This window comes from Corynebacterium genitalium ATCC 33030, assembly GCF_000143825.1.
In the GTDB taxonomy this organism is placed as follows: Bacteria; Actinomycetota; Actinomycetes; order Mycobacteriales; family Mycobacteriaceae; genus Corynebacterium; species Corynebacterium genitalium.
On sequence record NZ_CM000961.1, the window covers coordinates 2,117,999 to 2,134,873 of the forward strand.

The 16,875-nt window shown below is 61.2% G+C and carries 14 protein-coding genes and 2 pseudogenes; 5 read left to right on the plus strand and 11 right to left on the minus strand.

Translation table 11 applies throughout. The features are described 5' to 3' along the window. Nucleotides 1–25: 25 nt before the first annotated feature. The 10 genes and pseudogenes from HMPREF0291_RS09970 to HMPREF0291_RS10005 all read right to left on the minus strand — a co-directional run. Nucleotides 26–381: pseudogene (locus HMPREF0291_RS09970) on the minus strand (transposase); the annotation flags it as partial. 176 nt (nt 382–557) lie between these two features. Beyond that, nucleotides 558–1,751: a YbfB/YjiJ family MFS transporter gene (locus HMPREF0291_RS09975; RefSeq protein ID WP_005291037.1), complete on the minus strand. Its 1,194-nt coding sequence runs from the start codon at nt 1,749–1,751 to the stop codon at nt 558–560. After that, nucleotides 1,738–3,405, minus strand: coding sequence for a nitronate monooxygenase (locus HMPREF0291_RS09980; RefSeq protein WP_232210304.1), 1,668 nt, complete (start codon nt 3,403–3,405; stop codon nt 1,738–1,740). Before HMPREF0291_RS09980 ends, HMPREF0291_RS09975 begins: the two co-directional genes overlap by 14 nt. 84 nt (nt 3,406–3,489) lie before the next feature. Continuing rightward, nucleotides 3,490–3,642: pseudogene (locus HMPREF0291_RS11900) on the minus strand (integrase core domain-containing protein); the annotation flags it as partial. Nucleotides 3,643–3,860: 218 nt separating this feature from the next. Then, the gene (locus tag HMPREF0291_RS09985) at nt 3,861–4,280 is read right to left on the minus strand and encodes a single-stranded DNA-binding protein (RefSeq protein ID WP_005291043.1); all 420 of its coding nucleotides are present in this window, start codon (nt 4,278–4,280) and stop codon (nt 3,861–3,863) included. 91 nt (nt 4,281–4,371) lie between these two features. Then, the gene (locus HMPREF0291_RS12015; RefSeq protein ID WP_005291046.1) at nt 4,372–4,515 is read right to left on the minus strand and encodes a hypothetical protein; all 144 of its coding nucleotides are present in this window, start codon (nt 4,513–4,515) and stop codon (nt 4,372–4,374) included. 127 nt (nt 4,516–4,642) lie between these two features. Next, nucleotides 4,643–5,665, minus strand: a complete 1,023-nt coding sequence (locus HMPREF0291_RS09990) for a DUF4192 domain-containing protein (protein WP_005291048.1) — start codon at nt 5,663–5,665, stop codon at nt 4,643–4,645. 415 nt (nt 5,666–6,080) lie between these two features. Then, nucleotides 6,081–7,592 (minus strand): recombinase family protein, encoded by a 1,512-nt coding sequence (locus tag HMPREF0291_RS09995; protein WP_005291050.1) that lies wholly within the window; start codon nt 7,590–7,592, stop codon nt 6,081–6,083. Nucleotides 7,593–7,612: 20 nt separating this feature from the next. Further along, a complete protein-coding gene (ychF, locus tag HMPREF0291_RS10000; protein ID WP_040423794.1) occupies nt 7,613–8,701 on the minus strand; it encodes a redox-regulated ATPase YchF in 1,089 nt (362 codons plus the stop codon). Between the two features lie 143 nt (nt 8,702–8,844). Next, nucleotides 8,845–10,329 (minus strand): purple acid phosphatase family protein, encoded by a 1,485-nt coding sequence (locus HMPREF0291_RS10005; protein WP_198002200.1) that lies wholly within the window; start codon nt 10,327–10,329, stop codon nt 8,845–8,847. Between the two features lie 152 nt (nt 10,330–10,481). Between HMPREF0291_RS10005 and HMPREF0291_RS10010 the strand changes: the two genes are divergently transcribed. The 3 genes from HMPREF0291_RS10010 to HMPREF0291_RS10020 are packed head-to-tail and all read left to right on the plus strand — an operon-like array spanning nt 10,482 to nt 14,021. Continuing rightward, nucleotides 10,482–12,062: an AI-2E family transporter gene (locus tag HMPREF0291_RS10010; RefSeq protein ID WP_232210305.1), complete on the plus strand. Its 1,581-nt coding sequence runs from the start codon at nt 10,482–10,484 to the stop codon at nt 12,060–12,062. 21 nt (nt 12,063–12,083) lie between these two features. Then, nucleotides 12,084–13,175 carry a DNA recombination protein RmuC gene (locus HMPREF0291_RS10015; RefSeq protein WP_005291060.1) on the plus strand — a complete coding sequence of 364 codons (1,092 nt, stop codon included), beginning with the start codon at nt 12,084–12,086 and terminating at the stop codon, nt 13,173–13,175. A gap of 39 nt (nt 13,176–13,214) precedes the next feature. Beyond that, entirely contained in the window at nt 13,215–14,021 is an 807-nt protein-coding gene (locus HMPREF0291_RS10020; protein ID WP_198002201.1) for a DUF6542 domain-containing protein, read from the plus strand. 6 nt (nt 14,022–14,027) lie between these two features. Here the strand turns inward: HMPREF0291_RS10020 and HMPREF0291_RS10025 are convergent, their stop codons facing one another. Further along, nucleotides 14,028–14,987 (minus strand): 4-hydroxy-3-methylbut-2-enyl diphosphate reductase, encoded by a 960-nt coding sequence (locus HMPREF0291_RS10025; protein ID WP_005291066.1) that lies wholly within the window; start codon nt 14,985–14,987, stop codon nt 14,028–14,030. A 65-nt stretch (nt 14,988–15,052) separates the two neighbouring features. On the opposite strand from HMPREF0291_RS10025, the gene xseA reads away from it, so the two are divergent. After that, a complete protein-coding gene (gene xseA, locus HMPREF0291_RS10030) occupies nt 15,053–16,309 on the plus strand; it encodes an exodeoxyribonuclease VII large subunit (RefSeq protein WP_005291068.1) in 1,257 nt (418 codons plus the stop codon). A 27-nt stretch (nt 16,310–16,336) separates the two neighbouring features. Continuing rightward, the gene (locus HMPREF0291_RS10035; protein WP_005291071.1) at nt 16,337–16,603 is read left to right on the plus strand and encodes an exodeoxyribonuclease VII small subunit; all 267 of its coding nucleotides are present in this window, start codon (nt 16,337–16,339) and stop codon (nt 16,601–16,603) included. Nucleotides 16,604–16,875 lie beyond the last annotated feature (272 nt).

Below are 16,875 nucleotides of genomic sequence, written 5' to 3' on the forward strand. Positions count from 1 at the left end.
TGAAGCGTCCTGGGTTTAGTCCGCCCCCAAATTGATCTTTGTACGCGTCGATGCAGGAGATCATTTGGTCGCGGGTCGGTCGAGTTCCGCTGCGAAAAAAGCCGAAGCTGTCTTAAGAATCCCGTTTGCTCGTTTCAGCTCACGGTTTTCGCGGCGCAGACGCTTGAGCTCTTCTTCCATTGTTTCGCCGCCTGAAGCGTCAGAATTATCTCGTACTGAAGCGCTGTCACGGTACCAAGCCCGCAACGCGTGGTGGGATACTCCAAGCAGCTCACCGACCTCCGTGTAGGCGCGTTGCAGTGAGCAAGACTCCAGTCGGACCATTTCGATGATCTGATGGCCCGCCTTCTCCTTGAACTCAACGGAATACTTTCTGGGCATAGTGCCTAATCCTTCCTTACCAGAGGTAGGAACTGAACCCAGGACGCTTCAAGATGAACTTCTAAGCTTAGCCACCAGCCTCAGCTGGAAGGCTCGCAATATACGGTTCCCCTGCCGTTAGGCAGTGAGATAAAACCTCACGTGAAGAAAATCGGCATGCTCTGTGCTATCCATTTTCACCCCTGCTTTCTACCAGTGCCGGAAACAGGAAGGTGGGCGCCGCGCAGCGTGAAAAACATCGCGACAATCAATGAACCAGCCGCCACTGCGAAACTCAAGGTAGTTGAGTTACTAAACACCACAGCGATAACCGCAGGGCCCATAATTTGCCCCAAGCTGTACCATGTCGTTAGGGAAGCCGCCGCAACTGGGCTCCCCGCTTTGAGACCCGCTTCAATAGTCAGCATCGTTACCCCCATGAAGGTAGCTCCGAACAAAAACGCCGACACAAACAAAAGACCGGGCCCAGAACTGAAGACTGCCACGACAGCACCTGTAACCTGCAGGAAATAGCATCCAGCAAGCGCTTTGAAGGTTCCCACTCGGTTTGCCGCATACGACCAAAACAACGGGGATGGAGCGGTGGCGCATCCAGCTACCAGCCACGTCGAGGCGGCGGCTGTTTGCCCGAAAACCGGCTGCGCTAGAACCACCAGATATGTACCGATGATGATGTAGCCTGCGCCTTGGAAGAGATATCCAGCAGATAACCACCGCAATGGTTCAAGCGAAGATTCCTGTCCTTGGTCACTTCGTGGCCGAGTAGAAGAATCGGAGCGATTTTCACGTATTGGCCAATTCCATGCAAGAAGCGAAAGTGCTGCACTCACTGCTGCGCAGATAAGCCACAGTGCCCGCCATGAGAGAACGCTTCCCCCCATGAGGACAATTCCTCCGGAGATGAGGATGCCTAGCCCAACCCCAGCGTAAATTATTCCACCATCATGGGCTCGGCGTTTGACCACGGGAATATTCTGCGTCACCGAGACGAAAACTAGAGCTGAGATGGCCCCAGCCAAAAAGCGGACCGCTATTTGCCACCACGGTGAGCCAGAGAAAGCAACCGCCGCCAGGAGCACTGTCGTCAACACAAGGGCTGCCCTGTATAATCTTCTAGAAATCGGCACCCACCCTCGGGAGGCCGCCAAAGAACCCGCAAAATACCCGGCGTAGTTGGCGGTGGCGATCCACGCGCTGGACTGTCCCGACCAACCCAGGGAACCTACCATCAAAGGCAAAATGGGGGTGTAAAAGAATCTGCCCAAGCCCATGGCTACTGCTAGGCCGGCGGTACCACGCGACACCAAAAGAGCATCCCGGTGGGTAGTTTCAGTCGCAGCGGAGTGAGCGTCTCCCTCAGGCTTCCCCATTGTTTTCCTCCTGATTGTTTTCCTCCTGTGCAATCATTTGCTGAGAGGTATGCCCAACTGCCAACACAACATTTTTGACCACTACCGTGTGCCCATCAGAGTCCATGAGAGCGTATGCCCCCTCTTGATCGGAAATAGATAGCACTCGCGTGGGCACTAAGCGAATATCTACATAATCTCGATAGGCAGTAACTACCTGAGAAGCTACCCAGTGAAGATAAGCGCCATAGAGAGCCCTGGATGTATAGGTGTCTGGACCCGTTTGCAGAGCCTCTTCCAAAAGGACAGGATCTGAGTGTAGGAAGGCAGAGGCTTTGTCAGATTTCAGCCATTCGTAAAATGTGGGACCCTCGAGATACCTCCCCTCGATACCGGCGCTGGAATCAGGGAAACCACTAAGCTGAGATGCCACAGTATTCATGAGGAGAGCAGGGGTCTGATAAGGATTCCACGCCTTGCCGGATCCGAAGGATGAATCATCAAACCAGACCAGTACGGGTGTTTCTTCTTGATCAATACTGTGCGCCAACCGGTCCAGGGTTCTTTCGACGACCGCCAGCCCTCTCGGCCCCCCGCCCACAACAGCTACCTGGGCAGCCAGAGGAACGACTCGACCGACGCCTAGAGAAGTAGAATATGGGGTCAGCTCATCAACAATATCGGCCGCAGGTGCCGAATGGGCGCACCCGTAGTTCACTCCCGCCCAAAGGTTAAGGCTTTCCACATCGCCAGCGTAATTAGCATTTGCTCTTAACTCTGAAGTCAAATGGTGAAGTTCCGGATACATCGACGGAGCGGACTGGGAGTACTTTTCAGTAAAAGTATTGGTGATGGCGCGAGCCGATCTTCCGGTGAACGCTTTAGTAAGGGTGGTCGGCCGACCGCGTAACTCTTTCAGAGCAATCTTGTGGGTATGTTTCGTCCCCGCCTCATCTGCGAGAAGAAAATGGGTGCCCACCTGTATGGCCCATGCACCCCGGCGAAGGAGTGCGAGGGCTTCTTTTGCAGTCGCGATACCACCTGCAGCAATAACAGGCTTACTTACTTTAGATAAGGCATATTCCAGCAGTTCAGAAGTAGAATGAGTCGATCCCTCACTCTCGGTAGAGAGCACAGTCGCTCGATGGCCTCCAGCTTCTGCCCCCTGAACACATATAGCATCACACGAGGTGGATGCGAGAAAGTCGATCTCATGAGGCGTTGTCGCATTTAAAACAACACTTTTCCCTGCTTCTTGAAACTCATGGATCAACGTTTCATCAGGGTAGCCAAACGTAAAAGAAACTACTTGAGCCTGCGAGCTTAAAGCAATGTCTATCTTTTCCCGGTAAAAGTCGTCCCCCGTAAAGGGTCGATCAGGTAGCTCCCCAAGTATCTGGGTATCCGTTTCGAGTAAGACGCGGTATCGCTTCCATAGGTCCTGCTCCTTAGAAGAACGCTCTCGATCCGGAGGCGGGCAGAATATATTTATCCCGTACGGGCCGTCCGCTTCACCTTCAACCTGTTGAATTGCCGATATCAGCTTTTCTGGAGTTAAGTAACCTGCAGCAATATTTCCCAAACCGCCGGCATTCGTTACCGCGACACAAAGTTCAGGAGTAGATGGCCCCCCTGCCATTGGCGCCAAAATCAAGGGTCTCTTCAAAGTGATCATGAGTGAAATCCTTACTCAGTGAAATCCACGGCATGATTCACGCTACACAATTTCTGCAGCGTCCTGGGTTTAGTTCCGCTTCTTTTACGGCCCTGTGTTGATGGGCTCGGTGAGATAGTACTCGGTTTCTATTTCCTGTGGGGTGGCGTAGTCCAATGCTTCGTGAAGTCGCTTAGTGTTCCACTAATGCACCCACCGCAAGGTGGCCAGTTCGACTTCTCCGACCGACGTCCACGGGTCGGACCATTTCGATGATCTGATGGCCCGCCCTCTCCTTGAACTCAACGGAATACTTTCTGGGCATAGTGCCTAATCCTTCCTTACCTGAGGTAGGAACTAAACCCGGGACGCTTCAAACTGTACGAATCGATGTATGGGTCGACCACGACCTCGGCGGATCTAGTATCTTGAAGAAAAAATAACCCCGCAGGGAAACCTGCGGGGTGTTGTTGTAACTAGAACGGTTCTTGTTCAGCGTCTGCGAGCGCTGCGTTCGCCGCCTCACCTCCGCGACGGGCTGCGCGCGCAGCGGACTCCTTCTTGGAATCGATCAGCTGCACCGTGTCGATGCGCGCCACCAGCGGGTACTGCTTCTGGCCGTCCTTGTCGGTGTAGACGTCGGTTTTCAGCGAGTAGCTCACCGCAACGCGGTCGCCGGAGCCGATGTAGCCGAACACGCCGGGGTTCTTCGCGTCCTGGACGTAGCCGGTCAGCTCCACGATCTCGCTTTCCACCTTGCCGGTGGCCTTGTTCTTGAAGGTGTTGCGCGCATAGACGCTGAGTTTCACCGTCGCGCCACCGTTTGCGTGCTCGAACAGCTTCGGTGCGCGAGCTGCGTTGCCGACGATGGTGCCGTTGTTGAAGGGGTTGGACATGATGGTTCTCCTTACGTGAGTGGGTGTGATTTGCCGTGCAATTTGGGCACTTAAGCAGCGGATTTGCTGCTGCGGGGTGGTTGCGCTGTCGCTACAGCACTGCCCAGGGCAGCGGTGTGCCTGCCGCCTCTAGGTCGCGCAGTTCTTGTGCTGCGCCCGGATCGGCGTCCTCGCCGTCGATGCCGTCGGCGAGCTGGTAGAGCAGTTCCAGGTCGGTGTGAATGAAATCGCGCATCACGTGCCTCCTTGTTCGGATTGATGGTCAATCCGTCTGTTGGAGACAGCTCTGCTGTCTAGGGGTCGCTCCCCTGCCCCGCGAGAAAAAGAAACCCCATTGCATTGCTGCAACGGGGTGTGTGGTGCTACTCGGCAAACAAGATCGTGCGGGTCTTCTCAGCGCCCTCACGGACGAGTTCGACCATCCGCTCGCCTTGGCCGATGTCGGTGAGCTTCGCGACCAGCGACGGGAAGTTCTCGTCTGGCCCGATCTCGGTGGCTCGCTGCGCAGCCACGCCAGCTAGCCCCGGCTGGCCTGTGGCGTGCGCAAGCACGGCAACAGTGGCGGTGAGCTGCGCCCGCATCCCCGGCCAGCTGGTCGGGACAGCGCGCATAACCTGCTCTATGAACGCAAGACCAGCCTGCGGCTCATCGAGCAGCGCGGCAAGCAGCGTGTCCCGCAAGCGCGGCGTGGTGAAGCATTTCAGCGCCGATCGAACAGCGCGCGTGCTCGGCTGGGTGATTCCTGCCGCCGCCTGCTCGTATTCACGCTGCAGCATGTCTGCGAACATGGGCGGGATATACGCCAGCGCGTCTTCGATGATGTCGGCGTGCTCGGCGGCGTCGATGCCGTGATCGGTGCTGTTCAACCGTGCCTCGATGTCGTCTTTGCTCGGCTCCGGCAGCTCGCCGGTGTGCTCTAGCATTTGTCGCAGCGCCGCCGATGCAGCGACCTCGCCGACAACGCCGTGGCGCGGCTCGTCGATGAGCGGATGCTGATACACGGACCACCACGCAGCCCCGGTGACGATCTCGGGCACCTGCACCACCCCGAGCAGCGGCGGTAGGTGCACTGCCCCGCTGGTGAGATACGTTGCCGTCTCGTCGAAGACCGGTTGCGCAATGTCATCGCTGATCATGTACGCGATAACAGCGTCGAGTTCGAGGTGGTGGACCCACGCTGCGAACCGCTCGCGGCTCTCGGCGAGCTTCTCCACGGCCTCGTCCAGGTCGAACCGTGCGACCGGGCCGAGACGGATGGTGTCGACACCCTCGTCGTCGACGAAGAACGCGAGGATCAGCGAGTTGTTCGGGTAAAACCCGAGGATGCCGGGGAGGTTCGCGAGGATCTCACCGTGGGATGCAAGCGTGTGGGAATGAGTGGACATGGCAGTGCTCCTTTGCACGAATACGGGGTGTACATGGCCAATCCCGAATTCGGCCCGGCTCTGCCGGTCGCAGGCGTATCCCAGCAGTGCAGCGCCTATGTGCGCCGGGCGTCGCTAGCGCAGCCCGATACTTGGCTTACCGGGTGCGAGCGCTAGCGACGCAGCATGGTTAGATCCCCGCGTCGCCGCTGGTTAAGCTGATGCGGCACAACTAGGATCAACGTCTCCAACACTCAACGTGCGGGGTGACAAGAGCCGTGTCATACTTCCTGCGAACGCCACGGTTGAGCAGTGTCACCCCCCGATACACGAAGGCAGATCTCCCCCGAACTGCCAGCTCCCGTGGCGTTCTTTCGTAGGAGCGTTGCGCACTACAGCATATGCGCGCGATTGTTGACGTGTCATACACTGCAACCTAGTTCCACACGATCTGGACTGATTCGGGGTTGAAGGTCTTGCTGCCACGCACGCCACGGCGCAGGCGCACCTGGCACAAGGTGTTGATGACACGGCGCTGCACGGCAAGCTCTGCGTTGTCGAAGGCGTCCACGGGCGAGGCGTAGCCGGTTGTGTCAAGCAGGGCCGATGCGCCAGCAAGGCGGGCACGGCGCGTTTCGAGTTTCTCGATCTGCGGCTCATAACGGTTTCGCGCGCGCTTGAGGTCACGGGCCTCGATAAGCTCCTCGTCGTAGTCAGCCTGGACGCGGGCAAGCTTTGCGCGAAGCTCAGCGAGTTCGTCGTCGATGGCGTTGACCTCGTCGTCGTCCGCAGTCGGCAGCAGGTCCGCCAGGTCGTCACGGCCAAGGCGGGCGCGGATCACGGCGAGCACAAAATCATCAACGCTGTGAGTGCGCACTAAGCCGCAGGCCGCGCAGCGGTAGCGGTCGGCATGCGTGCGCACGGGGTTGCCACACTCGTCGCAGACATACAGGCCCGAGCCGAGATGGCGGCGAGTGTTCCGGCGCTCCTTGTTTGTCAGCCGGTCGGGATCATCGAGCACGTTCTGCACACGCCACCACAAATCGGGTGTGACGATAGGCTCCCACTGCCCTTTCACCGGCTCGCCGGTATCGGGGTCGCGGACGATATGTGTGACACGGCGGTACTTGTTCTTCACGCCTTTGCGCTCGGCCTTCTTATAGGTGGAGTAGCCGGCATACACAGGGTTGCGCAGGATCGAGTGCAACGACGTGTAGGCCCACGGCTGCGCGTCGGGAACAGGCTTTTCTTCCTGGCCAGCAGCGCGGCGACGTGCGTTGCGCTCTGTGACCACGGTGTGCATATGGCGCGGCGTGGTCGGGATATCCGGCAAGCCCGGCTGATTGACCCCAGACAGGGCGCGTGCGATGTCGCGCATGGAGTTGCCCCGCTCGACAGCGCGGAACATCCCGAGCACGGCGGCGGCTTCGGAGGGGATGATCTCGCCGGTGGAGGTGTAGCCGATAGGGCGGACACCGCCGGAGTACCAGCGGCCCTGCTCGGCGCGCTGCTGTTGCGCACGGGATTGGCGCATGCTTTTGCGTTCGATCTCGCCGCGCGCCACGGCTGCTTTGATACGCGCGTACATTCTGCCGCCGTCGGTGGCAAGGTCAGCATCACCGTTCGCGGTGACGAGTTTCAGCCCCTGCTCTTCTGCCCTGTCGATCCACTCTTCGAGCTGCCAGGGCTGCCGCGTGAGGCGGTCGAGGTCCCAGCAAATGATTGCGTCGATCTCGCCGCGCTCGAAAGACGCCACCATCGCGTCGTAGTCGGGGCGGTCCACGTCCTTCTTTGACGCGGAGATCGACTGATCGACGTAGGTATGCACAACGTCCCAGCCGCGTTGCTCGGCAAGGGCTTCGCAGTCCTGACGCTGCCGGTCGATGGCAAGACCGTCCATGGCAGCATCGAGCGAGATACGGAGGTAAATAGCAGCACGTGTCGTCATGCCGCTAACACTAGCGCGCCTCAGGTTACATTGAAACGAAACTCCACCACGTCACCATCGGCCATGACGTAGTCCTTGCCCTCCTGGCGGACCTTGCCCTTCGCGCGCGCCTCGGCCATGGAGCCGAGCTCATCGAGGTCCTCGAAGGCCACGATCTCAGCCTTGATGAAGCCCTTCTCAAAGTCGGTGTGAATCACGCCGGCGGCCTTCGGAGCAGTGTCGCCCTTGTGGATCGTCCAGGCGCGGGACTCCTTCGGACCAGCAGTCAGGTAGGTCTGCAGGCCGAGGGTTTCAAAGCCGGCGCGTGCAAGCGTCGATAAGCCTGGCTCGTCTTGGCCGACGGCGGCGAGGAGCTCTGCGGCGTCTTCGTCGTCAAGCTCAAGGAGCTCGGTCTCAGTCTGCGCGTCGAGGAACACAGCTTCAGCAGGTGCGACGAGTTCGCGCAGCTCGGCCTTCTTCGCGTCGTCGGTGAGTACGCCCTCGTCGGAGTTGAACACGTAGAGGAACGGCTTCGCGGTCATCAGGTGCAAGTCGCGCACGAGCGCGAGGTCAATCTCGCCTGACTTGGAGGCGGCGAACAGCGTCCGATCTGACTCCAGGATCTCCTGTGCCTTTTTGGCTTCGGCGGCCTGGGCGGCGATGTCCTTGTCTTTGCGGCCGTCTTTCTCCAGGCGCGGCAAGGCCTTCTCGATCGTCTGCAGGTCGGCCAAGATGAGCTCAGTGTTGATCACGGAGATGTCGCTGGCAGGGTCGACGCGACCGTCGACGTGGATGACGTTGTCGTCGGAAAACGCGCGAACGACTTGGCAGATCGCGTCCGCTTCACGGATGTTGGCCAAGAAAGCGTTGCCCATGCCCTCGCCCTCGGACGCGCCTTTGACAATGCCGGCGATATCTACAAAGGACACCGTCGCCGGAAGGATCTCCGCGGACTCGAAGATTTCCGCGAGGCGGTCCAGGCGCTTGTCCGGCAACGGCACTAAGCCGACGTTGGGTTCAATGGTGGCAAACGGGTAGTTCGCCGCCAGGACCTCATTGCGGGTCAGCGCGTTGAACAGGGTGGATTTGCCCACGTTAGGCAGGCCGACGATTCCAAGAGTAAGGCTCACGCTGGCCAATCATAACGTACGCCCCGGCTGCCAGTTCAGACTGGGCCGGGGCACAGGCAGGCGCAGGTTATCGCGGCTACGGTTACAGCTCGAGGCCGAATTGACGGGCAATGCCGCCCGCCTGCCGAGCAAGCGGAACCGCCCTAGCTATTGCGCTGGGAAGAGCCAGAAGAACCGGAGGTGCTGCCATTGCCTTCGCCACCACCGGGTTGCGCAGGGGCTGCGCCGCTGCGGTCGATGGTGAACTCGTCGACAACCGAGTTGTCAGCGACGTTGTGCGTACGCACGGTGAGCGTATTCTTGCTCACCTCAATGTTGGCGTAATCCGGGTTGTAGTCTTGGCGCCACACGGCGATCTCCGGGATGGCAAAGTCCTTACCGTAAGTCTGCGAGACATCGGTGAACTCCTTGCGCTTCTTACCGTCGCGGGTGTGGAAGTCGTAGTATTTGCCGCCGCCTGCGGTCGTGGTTGTCATGTAGACGGTCTCATTAGCCTTCGGGCGCAGCACGTCGCCGGGCTTCGGCGTGTCTTCCGGGATGACGGGCTCGGTGCCGTTCATCAGGTGGCTGCGGTTGTACATGTGGTCGTGGCCGTTGAGCACCAGGTCCACACCGGTTTCGGAGAACACCGGCGCAAGGCCTTCGCGCATCTGCGTGATCTCTTTCTCGTGGTAGCGGCCACCGTGGGAGTACGGAGCGTGGTGCATGACCACGATGGTCCAATCCTTGTCCGCGCCGTGGGCAGCGGTAGTCTCGCGCACGAACTGAGACTGCTTTTCGATCGCCCGTTTGCGCTTCGAGTCGATCGGCTCGAAGTACTTGTTTCCCGTTTCGTTAGAGTCCAAAACGATGAACAGGGCATTGTTGCGCTCGAAGAAATAGTTCGCGTCACCCGGCTTCGCGTTTGGCAGGTTCCCGTGCTCTTTGAAGTGCTTATCGACGATAGACGTGGGCAACAGCTCGTGATTGCCCTTCGCCATAGCGAGCGGGTAGGACTGCAGCTCTTCAGCGGTAAAGAACGCCTCCCACTGTTTGATCGGGTCACCCCACCCCTCAGCTTGGTCACCGGCGTGGACGATGAACTGGGAGTCCGGGTAGGCGCCGGTGGCTTGGCGGACCGCAGTGCGCCACGCCTCAGCCTGCTCGTCCACTTTGAGGTTCACACCGATCTGCGCGTCGGACAAGGTGAGGAAGTTCCAGCTGTCTCCTGCCGGCTGGGTGCGGAAAGTCGCCGCTTCGCTCCAGCCTCCCTGCTCGGAACCGAGCTGGTAGGTGTACTCGGTGCCCGGCTGCAGACCGGTGACGGTGGCGTGGTTGGCGCGGTAGGCGATGGCGCCGAAGTCAGCCTCCGTAGCGGCCACTTCGTTCACCGCCTCAGGGTTAGCCGTCGGGTAGTACTTCACGAACTCCTGGCCGTTGTAAGCGGTGCGCCAGGAGAAGTTCATGTCGGCAGAGGTAGCACCGACGTGCACGTGACTGGACGAGATCGGCCCACCGGCTGCCTGGCTGGATCCTCCAGGCTGACTGGACTGCGCAACAGCTTCTGGTACGGCGGTGAACGACAGACCGAGCGCGAGGGACATCGCGGCTGCGGTCACTTTCAGGGAACGGGCGGGAGTCAGCGACATGGGAGGCCTTTCAGCAAACAGGCGCGGCACGGGAAGAGCAGCGTTCGCAGGCAAGGTATCACGGACGGGGTGTGGTTGCTGGGTGAGCGGGGAGGAATCGTCGATAAGCATTGCTTAGCGGGGCTGCTGGTGCTTCGGGCACAATAGTCTCCGTGACTGAAACGACGAAGGGTGGCGAGGACGCGGGCGCCGCCATGGCCTCCGGTTCCGCGCAAAAGCTCGCGGAGGAGGTCAAAGCCTCCGATAAAGCTAACGCCGGCGACAAGAAATCCCACGAATACGACAACCGCGTCGACCGCGCGGTGGTGTTCAACTCGTGGGTGAAATCGACCGCGCTGTTCTCGCTGCGGATGGTGGCCATCTTCATCCTGATCGGTGCGCTGGCCTACCTCGTGGGCAAATTCTGGGCCGGCATCCTGCCGATCGTCCTCGCACTGATCGTGTGCACCGTGCTCGAACCCGTGACAAGCTTCCTGCGCAAACACGGCCTCCCCGGTGCGTTGTCGGCGCTGATGTCGATGCTGCTGGCGCTGGCTGTGCTGGTGTTCTTCGTGTCGATGATCCTGCCGGACATCATCACGAACTCCCGCGTCCTTGCCATCCAGGCTGGGCAAGGGCTGCAAAGCCTGGCGCTATGGCTGCAGAACCAGGATTCGCTGCCGTTCAGCGTGGATGCGGAGCAGATCAACGAAGTCGTCCAAGACTCGATCACCTGGGTGCAAAACCGCGCCGGCGCGATCGCAGGCGGCATTTTCTCCGGTATCAGCACGGCGACGTCGATGATGATCACCTTCGTCGTTGTCGTGGTCCTCACCTTCTTCTTTCTTAACGACGGCCCCAAGTTCCTCCCCTGGGTCCGCTCCGCCACCGGCGGCCGCGCCGGACTGCACGCCACCGAGCTGCTCACCCGCATCTGGAACACGCTGTGCGGATACATTCGCGCCCAGGCGGTCGTCTCGTTTATCGACGCTGTCTGTATCGGCGTCGGCCTGTGGGCGGTCGGCGTGCCCATGGCGTTCACCCTTGCGGTGATCACGTTCATGGCGGGCTTCATCCCACTCGTCGGCGCAATTGTCGCTGGGGCGCTTGCCGTCATCATCGCGCTCGTTTCGCTCGGGTTCACCGAGGCGCTCATCGTCCTGGGCATCGTCATCGCCGTCCAGCAGCTCGAAGGCAACGTACTCTCCCCGCTGCTGCAGTCTCGCGCGATGAACCTGCACCCTGTGGTCGTCTTGGTCTCCGTCACCGTCGGCGGCGGTCTTTTCGGCCTTGTCGGCGCGTTCCTAGCTGTTCCCGCCGCCGCGACCGTTGCCGTGATCTTCCGCTACATGCAGGACATGCTCCAGCTGCACGCCGGCGAAGTCAGCGCGGACGATCTCGAGTTCGCCACCGACGTGGGCAAGGCGCTCGCCGAAGCAGAAGAGCAAGAAAGCGCGGCGCAACGCGATGAGCTCATCGACAACCATGTCTGGAAAGCGCCGAGCATTGACGACGAGCCCGACGCACCCGCCCCCTCCCCCGGCTCAACGCTCGTGCGCCAGTGGAACAAGGTGGCCGCCCGACGCCGCTCCGACAAAGCAATGGACAAGACGGCGGACACGACAGAGGACAAGACCGCCTCAGCGAAGACCGGCGGCGACGGCGCGAACGGCTCGAACGGCTCAGCACGGAAAACTCGCCGTTTCGAACTTGCGTTCGGTACATCCAAGGGTGGCGGCGAGGACATGTCCTAACCGTATGCAAGGGTGAGACACATGAGTTCTGTGTCCCCAGCGCTGACTTTCACCCTTGTCTTCCTCGCGTTCATTCTCGGGCTGCTTGCCGGTGCGGCCGCGATGCACCTATTGCGCCGCCCCGCATCCCCGCCTTCCCAGCCGCCGCGGCAGGATGTGCGGCGGGAGTTGGAGCCGTTGGAGAGGGCCGTCGATAAGCTCGCGGCGCAGTTGCGTGACATGGATGAAGATCGCGCTGTCGCCCACTCAGCGCTCGCCGGGCAGGTGCAGGCCGTGACGCGTGCGAGTTCACGGCTGAGCGATCGCACGGATCAGCTGGTCAACGCGCTGCGCTCACCGAACACGCGCGGGCGTTGGGGCGAGATGCAGCTCGAACGTGTCGTGGAGCTCGGCGGCATGGTCAAGTACTGCGACTTCGACGTGCAGCAAGCAGCGCGTATCGACGGTCAGCTGCTCCGCCCCGACATGATCATCCGGTTAAGCCGCGGCCGCAACATCGTGGTGGATGCGAAAGTGCCGTTCAGCGCCTACCTCGACGCGCTCAACACGGAGGATCCCGAGGAGAAAGCCGGCTATCTGCGCAGGCACAGCCACCTACTGCGGCAGCACGTGGCAACACTCGGGCAGAAAGCGTACGTCGAGGCTTTCGCGCCGACGCCCGAGTTCGTGGTCATGTTCATCCCCGCCGACCCCTTCCTCGACGCAGCGCTCGAGCAAGATCCGCAGTTGCTTGACGACGCATTTGCGCGAGGCGTTGTCATCGCCACCCCCTCCACCCTGTTCGCGTTGTTGCGCACCGTCGGGCTGGGATGGCAGCAGGAAGACATCAACGCAAAGGCGGCCGAGGTGCAGCGGCTCGGTGCGCAGCTGTACACGCGGTTGGGGACCATGGCGGAGCACTACAACCGCGTCGGCGCCTCGTTGGATAAGGCCGTCGAGGCGTTCAATGCCACGCTCGGGTCAATGGACGCCCGCGTCATGGTCACCGCACGCCGGCTGAAAGACCTCGACTTGCCCGGGCGTACGACGAGTGAACCCGCTGAACTCCGTGCGGTGACAGCCCGGGCACGCACCGCCAACGGGGAAGAAAGTTCGCACTCCCACGTCGAGTAAAAGCTGTCCGCGCGCGGCGGCACGGTAACATCACACAACGTGTCGCATGCAACGTCCCGATCCTCAACGCAGTCAGACCCGGCAATGCCCGGTTTCTCGACGGGATCCGGCGTGGGCATCATCATCGCGGCCCTTGTCACTGGCGGCCTACTGTCCGTCTACAACGAAGCAATCGGGTGGCCGTTCCTAGCGCTGTTCGCGGTGGCCTCCTTGGTCGTGGTCACGTTTGTCAACCCGCGCGGGCTGTTTCTCATCGTTGCATCCATCCCGCTGCTGTACACATTGTTTTTGTTGGTAACGGGCACCCTCAACGCGTACTTCCAACTTCCGGAAGGCCAAACATCGCTGGGACGCACCTCTGCCCTGCTCATTTTGTATCCGCTGGTGCAGTTCTTCCCCGTGATGGCAATGGTGACCCTCGGTGCGCTGGTCATCGCGTTGTTGCGCTACCAGCTGCTGAAAAGGCACAACGAAGAGATCCGCCAGCAGGAACAGCGCCAGCGCAGGCAGGCTTCCGAATCGAATCGTCGTACCCGACGTGAGGCGACACGCTCCCGTGAGCGGACCACCACGCCGGGCAAGGTCACCGTTGAAGAGCTACTGGCACGAAGCAACGAGCCCTCCGCTTCTAGGCGTCCCGCCCAACGCCTCGCGCCCAGCAACGCACGTTCGAAGGGCCGAGACGAGCCCGTGCAGCGCAGCAATGCTCGACGCTCGGACGGGCGTGATCTCCGTCGCGTCAGCGCGCAAGACGGCCGCGACAGTGCGTGGGACAGCCGGGATGGCGGCCGCGGATCATCCCGGCGGGTCAGTCACCGTCTCCGCGAAGACCTCTACGAAGACTAGCCGCGACTACCCAGCCTGGCGCGGCGGGCGCAGGTCGCGCGGCAGCGCGAAGGTGATGGTCTCGGTGGTCGTGGTGACCTGCTCGACGTTGTCGTAGCCGCGCTCGGCGAGGTATTCCACGACTTCACGGACAAGGATCTCGGGCACGGATGCGCCGGAGGTGACACCGACCGTGGTCACACCGTCGAACCACGCATCGTCGATCTGATGCGCATAATCAATGAGGTGCGCACCGCGTGTGCCGTTTTGCAGAGCAACCTCAACGAGACGCTTCGAGTTTGAGGAGTTTTGCGACCCGACGACGATCATCAGCTCACACTTCTCAGCGATCGCCTTCACCGCGACCTGGCGGTTCTGGGTGGCGTAGCAAATATCGTCGCTCGGCGGATCTTCCAGATTCGGGTACTTCTTGCGCAGCAGAGCGACGATCTCCATGGTCTCGTCGACCGACAGCGTGGTCTGCGACAACCACACCAGCTTCTGGTCCTCCGGGAACTGAGGGGCGGCGTCGACGCCCTCGACACCGTCTACCAGGTGCACCACGTCTGGCGCCTCGCCAGCGGTACCTTCGACCTCTTCGTGGCCTTCATGGCCGACGAGGAGAATGTGGTAGCCGTCGCGGGCGAAGCGCTTGACCTCATTGTGGACCTTGGTCACCAGCGGGCAGGACGCGTCGAGAGCAATGAGCTGTCGCTGCTGTGCCGATTCGCGCACGGCCGGTGAAACGCCGTGTGCAGAGAAGACAACGTGCGCGCCCTCAGGCACTTCATCGGTCTCCTCGACGAAGATGACACCGCGCTTGGACAGCGTCTCCACGACGTACTTGTTGTGCACGATCTCTTTGCGCACGTAAATGGGGGCGCCGTACTTCTCCAGCGCCTTTTCCACCGTCTCCACTGCACGGTCAACACCAGCGCAGTACCCGCGAGGGGCGGCGAGAAGGACGTTTTTTCCGGTGCTCGTCATGTGCCCAAGGGTAATGGATGTGCGGGCGAAAAGGTAAGCTGGTCCCGCACAACGGAAGGGGGCTGATGCCCATGGCGGGCGCACAACCGCCGAAGAGCACGCCGGAGAGGCCGTGGTCTGTTTCGCAGGTCAATGACAGCGTCAAGCAGTGGATTGAGCGTTTGGGTTGGCTGTGGATTGAGGGCCAGCTGACGCAGATCAATGTGAAGCCGTCGTGGCGGTTTTCCTACCTGACGCTGCGTGACACGCAGAAAGAGATGAGCATTCAGCTCACTGCGGACACGAAGATGGTGCGCTCGCTCGACGCCCCGCTTAACGACGGCGACCGCGTCATCGTCCTCGGCAAACCCGCCTTCTACGCCGGACGCGGTTCCTTTTCTTTGTGGGTCACGGAGATCCGCCACGTCGGCGAGGGTGAGCTGCTGGCGAAGATCGAGCAGCTGCGCAAGACGTTGGCTGCTGAGGGGCTGTTCGATCCGGCGCGGAAGAAGCCTCTGCCGTTCCTGCCGCGCCGCATCGGGCTGATCACCGGCCGCGGATCTGCCGCCGAGCGCGACGTGCTGTCGGTGGCGAAAGACCGCTGGCCGGCGGTGGACTTCCGCGTGATCAACACCCCGGTTCAAGGTGCCGGCACCGTCCCGCAGGTCGTGGAGGCGCTGCGCACTCTCGACGATGACGAGACTGTCGACGTGATCATCATCGCCCGCGGCGGCGGCTCCGTCGAGGACCTGCTCCCCTTCTCCGAGGAGGCGCTGCAGCGTGCGGTCGCGGAGGCGTCGACGCCGGTCGTCTCAGCGATTGGCCACGAGCCGGACAACCCTGTCTTGGACAACGTCGCTGACCTGCGCGCGGCGACCCCCACCGATGCCGCGAAGCGTGTGGTTCCGGATGTCGTCGCTGAACGCCAGATGCTTGACGACGCCCGCTCCCGCCTCTCCTCCGCCCTGCGCTCCTGGGTCAGGCGCGAACGCCACGGCCTGAGCCAGGTGCGTTCCCGCCCCGCTATGGCGAACCCCCTGACCCAGGTGACGTTGCGCCGCGAGGAACTCGACCGCGCCACCGCAGCCATCCGCCGCGACATCACACGCCTGCTCAAGCAGGAGACCGCCGAGGTCAAGGCCTTGCGTGCACAGGTGTCCGCCCTCGGTCCAGCCGCAACACTCGCCCGCGGCTACGCGGTGGTCCAGGTCCAGCCGCGCGACGGCAGCGAGCCGGAAGTGGTGACCAGCATCGCCCAGGCTCCGCCCGGCTCGCAGCTACGCATCCGAGTTGGTGACGGTTCCATCACCGCAGCCAGCATGGCCGCCACACCCGCCGAATAACAGCTACGCACCCAAGGAGAACCCACCATGGCAGATAACACTTTCGGCCAAGGCACCCCGAACGCCGACGCAATCCCGGACCCGTCCTCCCTGTCCTACGAGCAGGCGCGCGATGAACTGGTTGAAACCGTGAAGATTCTCGAACTCGGCCAGATGAGCCTCGACGAATCCCTGAAGTACTGGGAGCGCGGTGAAGCCCTAGCCAAGCGCTGCGAAGTGCTTCTCGACGGCGCCGAGAAACGCATCGAACAAGCCCTACAACAGGGCTCCGACGATGAGGAACAGGCAGAGTAAAGCCGCCTTCAGCCGAGGCCGCCGACTCATCCGGCCCAGCCGCCTCATCCGGCCCAGCTGCCTCATCCAGCCCAGCTGACTCATCGCGTAGCCTCCCTAACCCTCCTTACCCCTCCCCTAACCCGATTAGCTAGAAACAGACGACTAGAACGTCCGAAAATCAGGCCCGAAAGGATCATTCCAGTCGTTTGTTTCTAGCTAATCGCGGACGGGGCAGGACGGGTTGGCCTGGGGCCGGGTTTCGGGCCGGGGCGCGACTGGGGACGGGTTGG